At 52.0% G+C, this 13,051-nt stretch carries 10 protein-coding genes, 3 tRNA genes and 2 rRNA genes; 4 read left to right on the top strand and 11 right to left on the bottom strand.

Annotated elements, in window-relative coordinates; all coding sequences use genetic code 11:
• Positions 1-8 precede the first annotated feature (8 nt).
• Positions 9-740, bottom strand: a complete 732-nt coding sequence (dnaQ, locus tag O1724_RS04615; RefSeq protein WP_003863237.1) for a DNA polymerase III subunit epsilon — start codon at positions 738-740, stop codon at positions 9-11.
• Between dnaQ and rnhA the strand changes: the two genes are divergently transcribed.
• On the top strand, positions 694-1,272 hold the full coding sequence (gene rnhA / locus O1724_RS04610; RefSeq protein WP_160840538.1) for a ribonuclease HI: 579 nt from the start codon (positions 694-696) through the stop codon (positions 1,270-1,272). The genes dnaQ and rnhA overlap by 47 nt on opposite strands.
• On the opposite strand, the gene O1724_RS04605 is transcribed toward rnhA, so the two are convergent.
• Complete coding sequence (locus tag O1724_RS04605; protein ID WP_017383714.1) at positions 1,273-1,989, bottom strand: class I SAM-dependent methyltransferase; 717 nt, start codon at positions 1,987-1,989, stop codon at positions 1,273-1,275.
• 32 nt (positions 1,990-2,021) lie between these two features.
• Here O1724_RS04605 and gloB point away from each other — a divergent pair, with 32 nt between their 5' ends.
• Both gloB and mltD read left to right on the top strand, forming a co-directional pair.
• Entirely contained in the window at positions 2,022-2,780 is a 759-nt protein-coding gene (gene gloB / locus O1724_RS04600) for a hydroxyacylglutathione hydrolase (protein WP_022650425.1), read from the top strand.
• A 68-nt stretch (positions 2,781-2,848) separates the two neighbouring features.
• Complete coding sequence (gene mltD, locus O1724_RS04595; protein WP_022650424.1) at positions 2,849-4,213, top strand: murein transglycosylase D; 1,365 nt, start codon at positions 2,849-2,851, stop codon at positions 4,211-4,213.
• A gap of 52 nt (positions 4,214-4,265) precedes the next feature.
• Here the strand turns inward: mltD and O1724_RS04590 are convergent, their stop codons facing one another.
• The 3 genes from O1724_RS04590 to O1724_RS04580 all read right to left on the bottom strand — a co-directional run bounded on the left by O1724_RS04590 (position 4,266) and on the right by O1724_RS04580 (position 7,230).
• The gene (locus O1724_RS04590) at positions 4,266-5,039 is read right to left on the bottom strand and encodes a class I SAM-dependent methyltransferase (RefSeq protein ID WP_003863245.1); all 774 of its coding nucleotides are present in this window, start codon (positions 5,037-5,039) and stop codon (positions 4,266-4,268) included.
• Positions 5,040-5,116: 77 nt separating this feature from the next.
• Positions 5,117-5,917, bottom strand: coding sequence for an endonuclease/exonuclease/phosphatase family protein (locus O1724_RS04585; RefSeq protein WP_003863247.1), 801 nt, complete (start codon positions 5,915-5,917; stop codon positions 5,117-5,119).
• 137 nt (positions 5,918-6,054) lie between these two features.
• Positions 6,055-7,230, bottom strand: coding sequence for an MFS transporter (locus O1724_RS04580; RefSeq protein ID WP_045337376.1), 1,176 nt, complete (start codon positions 7,228-7,230; stop codon positions 6,055-6,057).
• A gap of 103 nt (positions 7,231-7,333) precedes the next feature.
• Between O1724_RS04580 and yafC the strand changes: the two genes are divergently transcribed.
• Positions 7,334-8,239, top strand: coding sequence for a DNA-binding transcriptional regulator YafC (gene yafC, locus O1724_RS04575; protein WP_032657297.1), 906 nt, complete (start codon positions 7,334-7,336; stop codon positions 8,237-8,239).
• A gap of 30 nt (positions 8,240-8,269) precedes the next feature.
• Here the strand turns inward: yafC and dkgB are convergent, their stop codons facing one another.
• From dkgB to O1724_RS04545, 6 genes are all read right to left on the bottom strand, one after another.
• The gene (gene dkgB / locus O1724_RS04570; RefSeq protein WP_023315437.1) at positions 8,270-9,073 is read right to left on the bottom strand and encodes a 2,5-didehydrogluconate reductase DkgB; all 804 of its coding nucleotides are present in this window, start codon (positions 9,071-9,073) and stop codon (positions 8,270-8,272) included.
• A 160-nt stretch (positions 9,074-9,233) separates the two neighbouring features.
• Positions 9,234-9,310 (bottom strand) — tRNA-Asp (locus tag O1724_RS04565).
• 55 nt (positions 9,311-9,365) lie between these two features.
• Positions 9,366-9,481, bottom strand: a 5S ribosomal RNA gene (gene rrf, locus O1724_RS04560).
• Between the two features lie 188 nt (positions 9,482-9,669).
• Positions 9,670-12,573: ribosomal RNA gene (locus O1724_RS04555) — 23S ribosomal RNA — on the bottom strand.
• 170 nt (positions 12,574-12,743) lie between these two features.
• Positions 12,744-12,819: transfer RNA gene (locus O1724_RS04550), tRNA-Ala, on the bottom strand.
• A gap of 105 nt (positions 12,820-12,924) precedes the next feature.
• A tRNA-Ile gene (locus O1724_RS04545) sits at positions 12,925-13,001 on the bottom strand.
• Between the last annotated feature and the right edge of the window lie 50 nt (positions 13,002-13,051).

Raw genomic sequence — 13,051 nt, 5'->3', positions numbered from 1 at the left:
GCACATTTTCACGTGCGCCACAAACAGCTTCCGCCCTTCTTCTGCACTAAATCGAGACGAGATTCATGGTTCATCAGTTCTTCATCACTGGCTAAAACAACCCGCAGGCGATTCGCCTGACGCACAATGCGCTGAATTCCCCCTTCATCCCGCGTCTGCTGGGATTCATTTTCCATACTGAATTTCATCGACGTTTGCCCGCCGGTCATGGTCAGGTAGACATCGGCCAGGATCTGGGCATCGAGCAACGCGCCGTGCAGCGTTCGCTTGGTGTTGTCTATCTCATAGCGAGAGCACAGGGCATCAAGGCTGTTACGCTTGCCGGGGAACATCTTCCTTGCCAGCGCCAGGCTATCCGTGACTTTACAGAACGTATTCGTCTTCGGAATATCACGGTTGAGCTTGCTGAACTCATAGTCCATAAAGCCGATATCGAACGACGCGTTATGAATGACAAGTTCCGCACCTCTGATGTAGTCGAGAAATTCATCTGCGACGTCGGCAAAGGTGGGCTTATCCAGCAAAAACTCGTCGGCAATTCCGTGAACGCCGAACGCTTCCGGGTCCACCAGCCGATCGGGTTTGAGGTAAACGTGGAAGTTGTTGCCCGTAAGGCGACGGTTCACCACTTCAACGGCACCAATCTCAATGATTTTATGCCCTTCGTAGTGGGCGCCAATCTGGTTCATACCGGTGGTTTCGGTATCGAGAACAATCTGGCGAGTAATTGCAGTGCTCATAGCGGTCATTTATGTCAGACTTATCGTTTTACTGAACGTTTCAAATACAGGAAGTCTACCAGAGATGCGTAAACAGGTAGAAATTTTCACCGATGGATCTTGTCTCGGTAACCCAGGGCCCGGCGGCTATGGTGCCATTATGCGCTATCGCCAGCATGAAAAAACCTTTAGTGAAGGCTATTTCCTGACCACCAACAACCGCATGGAGTTGATGGCGGCCATCGTGGCGCTGGAAGCGTTAAAAGAACATTGCGACGTGGTGCTGAGTACCGACAGCCAGTATGTCCGCCAGGGCATTACCCAATGGATCCACAACTGGAAAAAACGCGGCTGGAAAACGGCAGAGAAAAAACCGGTCAAGAATGTCGATCTCTGGAAGCGTCTTGATGCCGCCCTCGGTCAGCACGAAATCAAATGGGAGTGGGTAAAGGGGCACGCCGGTCATCCTGAAAACGAACGCTGTGACGAGCTGGCTCGCGCGGCGGCATCCAACCCAACCCATGAGGATGCAGGTTATCAACCTGAATCCTGATCACGGTTTTTTGTACTGCCGCGTGGCCCCCACGGTCTGGCGGATCCGCGTTTTTGATTTGCTTTGCTTCATTGGGTTGAGCGTAAGGGGGATCGTCCTCTTACGCGCGACAATAAATTGCATGCAGCCCAGCGCGGGTAAATGGGTGCTTAATAAAACCCCGCCTTTACGCGTCCAGGGGATGACCTGAAAACCCCCATAGCTCAGCACTTCGAAATTTAACAGTGAAAGCCAGTCCAGCTGGCGCATCATGGTAAACATCCTGCTGTTATAGGGCGGCGTGCGGCGCAGAACGGGCGTCAGTTTACGTAGCCCCATCAGACTCAGCGGATTAAAACCGCTCAGGATCAGCCAGCCGTCATCAATCAAAACGCGGTCGGCTTCCCGCAGCAGACGATGGGGATCGCTGCACCAGGGCAGCGTATGGGCGAGCAGACAGGCATCAATGGATTTTTCCGCAAACGGCAAATGCAGCGGATCCGCTTTCACCTGAACCGGGGAGCCATTAAGCGATACGCTAACCTGATGCGAGATAGCGCAGCTTTCGGTATTGATTTCTGCGCTCAGATTGCCAATCTTAAGCAGGTGAAAACCATACATTTTCGCGAGCCAGGGTTTAAGCTGAAGTTCTAAGGCCTCGCGATAATATTCACCCCAGGGCAACTCTGCCCAACGTTCCGGTGGTGCGACAGTCTGAGGTATCCTTGCCGGTTTCATCAAAACACCCGCCACGCTATAAGAGGTAATGCATGAATCTTATCAGTATTTCCGCCTTTCAGGACAATTACATCTGGGTTTTAGTCGACGACGATCGCAGATGCATCATTGTTGATCCAGGCGAATCCGCACCGATCCTGCACGCGATAAAAGAAAACGGCTGGCAGCCTGAAGCGATCCTACTTACCCATCACCATCACGATCATGTCGGCGGTGTTCCCGATCTCCTTGCGCGCTATCCTCATCTTCCCGTCTACGGACCGGCAGAGACACAGGATAAGGGTACGACGCAAGTTGTCGAAGAAGGCGAAAGTATCCTCATCCTCGGGTGGGAGTTTTCCGTATTTGCTACGCCAGGTCACACTTCCGGTCATCTCTGTTTCTACAGCAAACCTTATCTTTTTTGTGGCGACACGCTGTTTTCTGGCGGCTGTGGAAGGCTGTTTGAAGGCACGCCAGAACAGATGTATCAATCTTTACAAAAAATTAATGCGCTTCCAGCCGACACCGTAATTTGTTGCGCACATGAGTATACATTAGGGAATATGAAGTTTGCTGCAAGCGTGCTGCCTGAGGATCGGGCGATTCAGGATTATTACCTGAAAGTGAAGGAGTTACGTGCAAAAAACCAAAAAACACTCCCCGTAATTCTGAAAAATGAACGACAAATTAATTTATTTTTAAGAACTGATGATGTTGATTTAATTAATAAAATTAATCAAGAAACAAATTTGTTACAACCTGAAGCGCGATTTGCATGGTTAAGGTCAAAGAAAGATAACTTCAGATAATTGCGGGTTGCCTTTTCAAAATTTCGCCGTTATCATCGCTCGTCTTTTAAGCAACTATTGACACACACATGAAGGCAAAAGCGATATTACTCGCCTCTGTCCTGCTTGTAGGTTGCCAGTCACAAAACGGCAGCAACGTACAACAGCACGCACAGAGCCTTTCTGCGGCTGGTCAAGGGGAAGCAGGGAAGTTTACGAGTCAGGCGCGATGGTTGGACGATGGGACATCCTTCGCGCAGGAACAAGACTTGTGGGCCTCTATTGGCGACGAGCTAAAGATGGGAATTCCGGAAAACAGCCGGATTCGCGAACAGAAACAGAAGTATTTGAGAAATAAGAGCTATCTCCACGATGTAACATTACGGGCAGAGCCGTATATGTACTGGATAGCCGGGCAAGTTAAGAAACGTAACATGCCTATGGAACTGGTACTACTACCCATAGTGGAGAGCGCTTTTGACCCGCACGCGACGTCTGGCGCCAATGCAGCAGGCATCTGGCAGATCATTCCGAGCACAGGGCGAAATTATGGTTTAAAGCAGACCCGCAACTACGATGCGCGTCGTGATGTTGTCGCTTCAACGACAGCCGCTCTCGACATGATGCAACGTCTGAACAAGATGTTTGACGGCGACTGGTTATTGACTGTCGCGGCGTATAACAGTGGTGAAGGTCGTGTACTGAAGGCAATGAAAGCGAATAAAGCGCGTGGAAAATCCACAGACTTCTGGTCGCTCTCACTGCCACAGGAAACAAAGATTTACGTACCGAAAATGCTGGCACTGAGTGACATTCTCAAGAACAGCAAACGTTACGGTGTACAACTGCCAACACCAGACGAAAGTCGTGCACTGGCGCGTGTCCGCCTCAGCAGCCCGGTTGATATTCAACAGGTTGCCGATATGACGGGTATGTCGGTAAGTAAGCTTAAAACCTTTAATGCAGGTGTTAAAGGCTCCACGCTGGGTGCTAGCGGCCCACGCTATGTGATGGTTCCGCAGAAACATGCGGAACAGTTACGAGAGTCTTTAGCTTCGGGTGAAATCGCAGCCGTTCAGTCCACGCTGATCGCTGATACGTCGCCTGTAAGCAGCCGCAGCTATAAGGTGCGTTCAGGTGATACGCTTTCAGGTATTGCATCACGTCTTGGCGTGAATGCGAAAGATCTCCAGCAGTGGAATAATCTGCGCGGATCTGGTCTGAAAGTGGGTCAAACGCTGAACGTAGGTGCAGGTAGCAGCGCACAGCGTCTCGCTAAAAACAGCGATAGCATTACCTATCGCGTACGTAAAGGCGACTCGCTGTCCAGTATTGCTAAGCGTCACGGCGTAAACATCAAAGATGTGATGCGCTGGAACAACGATACTGACAACCTGCAACCTGGCGACCAGCTGACGTTGTTTGTGAAAAACAGCGCTACGCCAGATTCCTGATAGTACGTTCGCTTGTTAAAAAGGCACCGATTCCCCTCGGTGCCTTTTTTGTTTATCCTGCTTTTTGCGCTTCAGCCATAATGGTGTCGCTAGTAAACGAACCATCGTCATGCAGCTCAAAGTACGCCTTCACATCAGCAGAGGCGCTCTCCTGGTACAATCGGATCGCCTGAGTTAATGCCTCGGGGGTGCGCATCCGCGCAATCCATGACGCAAATTCCAGCGGCAAACGGTCGGTTATCAATGAGCGTGAAATCAAGCCGGCTTCGGTGATAAACGTAAGCCACTCTCCACTGGAGTAGTTTTGCACGTGCGAGGTATCACGCAGCGCTTCAACCGTCTGGAGCCAGATATTTCGTACCGGATGTCCGGGAGACATCACGTCCATGATGATGAAGATTCCGCCCGGTTTGAGTACGCGTTTCACTTCCCGTAATGCCTGCCCCACATCATGCCAGTGGTGTGCAGAGTAACGGCTAATCACAACCTCAAACGATGCATCCTCAAAGGGTAATGATTCAGCGTAGCCCTGGCGCGTCGTGACGTTATTCAGTCCTTTCGCTTTCGCCGCTTCAGCGACCACATCGAGCATCTGGCTCGATAAGTCATACGCCGTCACCTGAGCAACCTGCTCTGCGGCGGTAAAACTGGCATGCCCTGCCCCGCAGCCTAAGTCCAGCACGTGCGCGTCAGGAAACGCGGCGAGCCGCTCGCCGAGACGCACCAGGTCGCGGCCAGAGGCGTGCACGGCGCTGCTCAGGTAGGCACTTGCCTGCGAACCAAACTGTTTTTCGACGTTGTCATGATGGGAGTGTGTTGTTGTCATGTTGCTGTCCTTTTATGGGTTAAAAAATAAAGGGCAGCACCCGCACAGGCCTGCCCCACGGCAGACCTGACGCACCATTATTTATCAGGTTTGCCGGGACTGAATTCAACTAGTAGAGGATTATGATCGGAGGCGCGCGTCACCAGAACGGAGGCGTCGTGCACGCTTAAACCCCGATAGAAGACAAAATCGAGAGGACGACCAAACGCTTTCTTGCGCTGGTCATCGTTAAAACGAACTTCACGCAGCGACATTTCACGCGCGAAGCGGTACAACGCGTTCATACGCGGACGGCTCCAGGCATTGAAGTCCCCTGCCATAATGATCGGCCCACTGTGATGAGCAATCTGATCGCCAATGGGAAGTAACTGCTTACTGTACACATCAACACCGAGGCTGAAGTTCACCGCATGAATGTTTACCACCATCAGCAGACGGGTGTCGGGCAACGGATAGACTGTGACCAGCGCCGATTTTGCCAGACGCAGGATCGGCTCACGTTCACGCAGCGGGCAGCAATAGACCGGATGTGCGGCTGAAAGGGTCATCACCCCAGAAGGATGCTGTGGCAGAACAAAGGCAGGCACCTGATCGGCTGCAAGATAGTTTGTCGTTGCAAACCTGACCAGCTCAGGCGTGGTTTGCGCCTCCTGTAACAGAACCAGATGCGCATCTTTACCAAAATTTTGAAGTACGGATAACCACTCCGCACGCTGTTGTTTAAAGATGTTCCACACCAGTACGCGAATTTTTTCGTCACTGCTTAATGGCGTACCCGCTGGTAATGCCTGACCCAGGCTCGCAAACGACCCCGGAGGCAAGATCCTCTCCGCGGGCATTCCGGCAACATAACGCATGGCATAGGTATTTTTTCGCACTTTTGGAAACGGCCTCTGTAACATGAACCAGCCCGGAAAACGGACTGGTTCTAATGTTATAGGGATTTTAGGTCACACTTTCAACGCAATTACTGAGAAACCGCTTTCCAGTTTTGTAAGCAAGCACTTACTGATACTTACCCAAGCGCGACACGAGCGGGTTTATCAAGCCGTCCACTCAGACCAATAAGGAGGAAAGCGACAAGCACAATTACCGCACCAATCCATGGCGTTTGGGTTAATCCAACGTGTTCAACCGTCTGCCCGCCGATAACCGATCCGAGTGCGATGCCGATATTGAATGCGGCGATATTCAGGCCGGATGCGACATCCACCGCATTGGGCGTATAGCGTTCGGCTTTCTGTACAACATAGACCTGCAATCCCGGTACGTTACCAAACGCGAATATTCCCATAACCAACACGGTTACCAGCGCGGCGTATTGTATCGACGCGGTGAACTGGAAAATCATCAGCAGGACAACCAGCGCGGCGAAAATGAATTTCAGCGCCGGTACCGCACCATGCTTATCCGCAAGTTTGCCGCCCCAGATATTGCCGATTGCGACGGAGATACCGTAGCCCAGTAAAATCCAGCTCACTGCGCCCGGAGAAAAACCAGCCAGCTCCTGCATCATCGGTGCAAGGAAGGTGAACGCAGTGAACACACCTCCATAACCCAGAGCCGTAACGGCATAGATCAGCAGCAGGCGCGGGTGTGTGAGAACCTTAACCTGATCGCTCAGGCTGGCGCTCGCGCGCCCCGGAATACTGGAGGGTACCAGCAGCAGGCTGGCTACCATAGCAATCACGCCCAACAGCGATACCGCGAGGAAGGTTTCTCGCCAGCCAAAATGTTGCCCAATAAACGTTCCTAACGGCACGCCGGTGACCAGCGCAACGGTTAAGCCGCCAAACATAATCGCAATGGCTGACGCCGCTTTCTCTTTTGGCACCAGGCTGGTTGCAATCGTGGAACCGATGGAGAAGAAGACACCGTGCGCGAGGCCAGTCAGCAAACGGGCAATGACCAGCGTGGTGTAGTCCGGAGCCTGCCACGCCAGAATATTGCCGGCGGTGAAGAGCACCATCAGGGCAACTAACAGTTTTTTACGCGCAAAGCGCCCAGTCAATGCGGTCAGCACAGGCGCCCCAACAGCGACGCCTAAAGCGTAAATAGATACCAGCAGCCCGGCAGAAGGCAGCGAAATGGCGAGTTGTTCAGCAATGGTGGGAACAAGTCCTACAATAACAAATTCGGTCGTGCCAATTGCGAAGGCACTGATCGTCAGGGCAAGAAGCGCCAGTGGCATAAATACTCCGTCTCTTCAGGATTAAGATGACAGGCAGTATGCGCCAGTGTTTAAATAACAAAAATGGTTAGAATCTCAATAGAATTTTGCGGATTATGCAATAATGAAAGCCACATCGGAAGAACTGACTATCTTTGTTGCCGTTGTTGAAAGCGGCAGCTTCAGCCGTGCGGCCGAACAGCTCGGGCAGGCGAACTCCGCCATTAGCCGCTCGGTGAAAAAGCTGGAGATGAAGCTCGGGGTGAGTCTGCTTAATAGGACAACGCGGCAGCTCAGCCTGACGGAAGAAGGTGAACGTTATTTTCGACGCGTGCAGTCCGTTTTGCAGGAGATGGCGGCGGCAGAAACGGAAATAATGGAATCGCGCAGCACCCCGCGCGGATTGCTGCGCATCGATGCGGCTACGCCGGTCGTGCTTCATTTTTTGATGCCGCTGATTAAGCCCTTTCGTGAGCGCTACCCGGAGATGACCCTGTCTCTGGTCTCCTCGGAAACGTTTATCAATCTTATTGAGCGTAAAGTGGATGTGGCGATCCGCGCCGGAACCCTGACGGATTCAAGCTTACGCGCTCGCCCTCTGTTCACCAGCTATCGCAAAATGATCGCGTCACCGCAATATATTGCAGAGCATGGCAAACCGGAGACCGTTGAGGAGCTGAAGCAGCACCTGTGCCTGGGCTTTACGGAACCTGTCTCGCTGAACACCTGGCCCGTAGCCTGTCATGACGGACAACTTCATGAGATCACCTGCGGACTTTCGTCTAATAGCGGAGAAACGCTGAAACAGCTTTGTCTTGAAGGAAATGGGATCGCCTGTTTATCAGACTATATGATTGATAAGGAAATAGCTGCGGGTCAGCTTGTAGAACTGATGGCTGACAAACGCTTACCTGTAGAGATGCCTTTTAGCGCAGTGTATTACAGTGACAGAGCGGTAAGTACGCGCATACGCGCTTTTATCGACTTCCTTAGCGAACATATAAAAACAGCTCCCGGAGGAGCTGTGTGAGGGTTTAAAGGTACAGAGGGAGGGTTTTTATTAATCCCAGTCTGGTGCTAACCCTTCCGGGCTGACAAGACGATCGTTGCATTCCAGTGCAGCGATCGCGTTTTTATCTTCATCATCAAGCTGGAGATCCCGCGCTAACAGGTTACTTGCCAGGTTTTCACGTTTGGTTGAAGACGGGATCACGGCATAGCCCTCACCCATCGCCCATGCCAGGATCACCTGTGCGGCTGTCGCATTGTGTTTCTCAGCGATGCGCGCAATCACTTCATCTTTCAGCGCCTTACCATATGCCAGCGTCATGTACGAGGTGATGTGAATACTATGCTGTTTCGCCCAGTCCACGACTTTGCGGTTTTGCAGGTAAGGAGAGAGTTCAATCTGGTTAGTAGCAATATTCTCTTTACCCACTGCGGCGATGGCCCTTTCCATCAACGGGATGGTGAAGTTAGAGATGCCAATTTCACGCGTTAAGCCTTGCTCTTTTGCTTCCAGCAGCGCCTGCATAAACTCTTCCACAGAGACGGCATCATCAGGAGATGGCCAGTGGATCAGCGTCAGATCAACATAGTCAGTACGCAGCTTTTTCAGACTTTCCTTCAGGCTTGGGATCAGCTTGTCTTTGCTGAGATTCTCAATCCAGATTTTAGTGGTGACGAAAAGTTCGTCGCGCGGTACGCCACTCTCTTCGATGGCCTGGCCTACGGCAGCTTCGTTATCATAAATCTGCGCCGTATCAATAGCACGATAGCCCAACTCGAGTGCGGTTTTAACAGATGCAATAACAACATCGTCTTTCAGGCGAAAAGTGCCCAGACCCAGTGCAGGGATAGTCATATGATTCCTCAATCGTTATGTTCGTAAACTGAGGAAGATTATCGCTGTAGTTGTTATGACGAAAAAGATCGTAAAACGCAGAGGATTTTTGCTAATTTCGCAACAATCAAACGACAGATAAGAAAAAAGCCCTGAGCGTTAGCTCAGGGCTTTTAATAAGTGGCGGAACGGACGGGACTCGAACCCGCGACCCCCTGCGTGACAGGCAGGTATTCTAACCGACTGAACTACCGCTCCACCGAATACTTCTGTAACCACCGGGTTAATGCACCGGCTTACTACTTAATTTGATGCCTGGCAGTTCCCTACTCTCACATGGGGAGACCCCACACTACCATCGGCGCTACGGCGTTTCACTTCTGAGTTCGGCATGGGGTCAGGTGGGACCACCGCGCTACAGCCGCCAGGCAAATTCTTGTGCTCTGTCCTGTGTCTTTCGCACTGATACTGCGTTGGCTGCTCTCGTAAAGTCAGTCACATACCTCAGTATGCTCCTTCCTTTCCTTCGTTTGCCGCCTTGTCTCAGCGCAAAATCCTTCGGACTCTGAATCTAAGCTGAAAATTCTGTCTCTTCGCCAAAACACCTTCGGCGTTGTAAGGTTAAGCCTCACGGTTCATTAGTATCGGTTAGCTCAACGCATCGCTGCGCTTACACACCCGACCTATCAACGTCGTCGTCTTCAACGTTCCTTCAGGAGACTTAAAGTCTCAGGGAGAACTCATCTCGGGGCAAGTTTCGTGCTTAGATGCTTTCAGCACTTATCTCTTCCGCATTTAGCTACCGGGCAGTGCCATTGGCATGACAACCCGAACACCAGTGATGCGTCCACTCCGGTCCTCTCGTACTAGGAGCAGCCCCCCTCAATTCTCCAGCGCCCACGGCAGATAGGGACCGAACTGTCTCACGACGTTCTAAACCCAGCTCGCGTACCACTTTAAATGGCGAACAGCCATACCCTTGGGACCTACTTCAGCCCCAGGATGTGATGAGCCGACATCGAGGTGCCAAACACCGCCGTCGATATGAACTCTTGGGCGGTATCAGCCTGTTATCCCCGGAGTACCTTTTATCCGTTGAGCGATGGCCCTTCCATTCAGAACCACCGGATCACTATGACCTGCTTTCGCACCTGCTCGCGCCGTCACGCTCGCAGTCAAGCTGGCTTATGCCATTGCACTAACCTCCTGATGTCCGACCAGGATTAGCCAACCTTCGTGCTCCTCCGTTACTCTTTGGGAGGAGACCGCCCCAGTCAAACTACCCACCAGACACTGTCCGCAACCCGGATCACGGGTCTACGTTAGAACACCAGCCATTAAAGGGTGGTATTTCAAGGATGGCTCCACGCAGACTGGCGTCCACGCTTCAAAGCCTCCCACCTATCCTACACATCAAGGACCAGTGTTCAGTGTCAAGCTATAGTAAAGGTTCACGGGGTCTTTCCGTCTTGCCGCGGGTACACTGCATCTTCACAGCGAGTTCAATTTCACTGAGTCTCGGGTGGAGACAGCCTGGCCATCATTACGCCATTCGTGCAGGTCGGAACTTACCCGACAAGGAATTTCGCTACCTTAGGACCGTTATAGTTACGGCCGCCGTTTACCGGGGCTTCGATCAAGAGCTTCGCGTTGCCGCTAACCCCATCAATTAACCTTCCGGCACCGGGCAGGCGTCACACCGTATACGTCCACTTTCGTGTTTGCACAGTGCTGTGTTTTTAATAAACAGTTGCAGCCAGCTGGTATCTTCGACTGATTTCAGCTCCGCCCGCAGGGGCTTCACCTACCTATCAGCGTGCCTTCTCCCGAAGTTACGGCACCATTTTGCCTAGTTCCTTCACCCGAGTTCTCTCAAGCGCCTTGGTATTCTCTACCTGACCACCTGTGTCGGTTTGGGGTACGATTTCGTGTTACCTGATGCTTAGAGGCTTTTCCTGGAAGCAGGGCATTTATCACTTCAGCACCGTAGTGCCTCGTCATCACACCTCAGCGTTAATAAGGTACCGGATTTACCTGGAACCTCCGCCTACATGCTTAAACCGGGACAACCGTCGCCCGGCTGACATAGCCTTCTCCGTCCCCCCTTCGCAGTAACACCAAGTACAGGAATATTAACCTGTTTCCCATCGACTACGCCTTTCGGCCTCGCCTTAGGGGTCGACTCACCCTGCCCCGATTAACGTTGGACAGGAACCCTTGGTCTTCCGGCGAGCGGGCTTTTCACCCGCTTTATCGTTACTTATGTCAGCATTCGCACTTCTGATACCTCCAGCATGCCTCACAGCACACCTTCAACGGCTTACAGAACGCTCCCCTACCCAACAACACATAGTGTCGCTGCCGCAGCTTCGGTGCATGGTTTAGCCCCGTTACATCTTCCGCGCAGGCCGACTCGACCAGTGAGCTATTACGCTTTCTTTAAATGATGGCTGCTTCTAAGCCAACATCCTGGCTGTCTGTGCCTTCCCACATCGTTTCCCACTTAACCATGACTTTGGGACCTTAGCTGGCGGTCTGGGTTGTTTCCCTCTTCACGACGGACGTTAGCACCCGCCGTGTGTCTCCCGTGATAACATTCTTCGGTATTCGTAGTTTGCATCGGGTTGGTAAGCCGGGATGGCCCCCTAGCCGAAACAGTGCTCTACCCCCGAAGATGAGTTCACGAGGCGCTACCTAAATAGCTTTCGGGGAGAACCAGCTATCTCCCGGTTTGATTGGCCTTTCACCCCCAGCCACAGGTCATCCGCTAATTTTTCAACATTAGTCGGTTCGGTCCTCCAGTTAGTGTTACCCAACCTTCAACCTGCCCATGGCTAGATCACCGGGTTTCGGGTCTATACCCTGCAACTTAACGCCCAGTTAAGACTCGGTTTCCCTTCGGCTCCCCTATACGGTTAACCTTGCTACAGAATATAAGTCGCTGACCCATTATACAAAAGGTACGCAGTCACACCCGAAGGTGCTCCCACTGCTTGTACGTACACGGTTTCAGGTTCTTTTTCACTCCCCTCGCCGGGGTTCTTTTCGCCTTTCCCTCACGGTACTGGTTCACTATCGGTCAGTCAGGAGTATTTAGCCTTGGAGGATGGTCCCCCCATATTCAGACAGGATACCACGTGTCCCGCCCTACTCTTCGAGTTCACAGCAAGTGTGTTTTCGTGTACGGGACTATCACCCTGTACCGTCGGACTTTCCAGACCGTTCCACTAACACACAAGCTGATTCAGACTCCGGGCTGCTCCCCGTTCGCTCGCCGCTACTGGGGGAATCTCGGTTGATTTCTTTTCCTCGGGGTACTTAGATGTTTCAGTTCCCCCGGTTCGCCTCGTTAACCTATGTATTCAGTTAACGATAGTGTGTCGGAACACACTGGGTTTCCCCATTCGGACATCGCCGGGTCAAAGGTTCATATCACCTCGCCGGCGCTTTTCGCAGATTAGCACGTCCTTCATCGCCTCTGACTGCCAGGGCATCCACCGTGTACGCTTAGTCGCTTAACCTCACAACCCGAAGATGTTTCACTTCTGATTGCGAAAATTTGAGAGACTCGAACACACATGAGCTGTGTGTCGTTTCAATTTTCAGCTTGATCCAGATTTTTAAAGAGCAAAACTTCGCAGTGCACCTTTTCAGGTTCACTCTGAAGTTTTCTTGTATTCGCAGTAAAAGATGGTGGAGCTATGCGGGATCGAACCGCAGACCTCCTGCGTGCAAGGCAGGCGCTCTCCCAGCTGAGCTATAGCCCCATCGTAGTCACCTCTGTACCGGTAATTTTTGTTGAAGCAAGGCGTGGTGACACGAAGCATACTCAGGTATGTGAGTGTCGCCGCAACGCAGCATCAGCAAAAATTTGGTAGGCCTGAGTGGACTTGAACCACCGACCTCACCCTTATCAGGGGTGCGCTCTAACCACCTGAGCTACAAGCCTGTAGAGGTTTTTTACTGCTGTTTTTCATCAGACAATCTGTGTGGACACTA

Source organism: Enterobacter cloacae complex sp. HYC074_NIDB (genome assembly GCF_056673345.1).
This window is presented reverse-complemented; position numbering and strand designations above follow the sequence as displayed.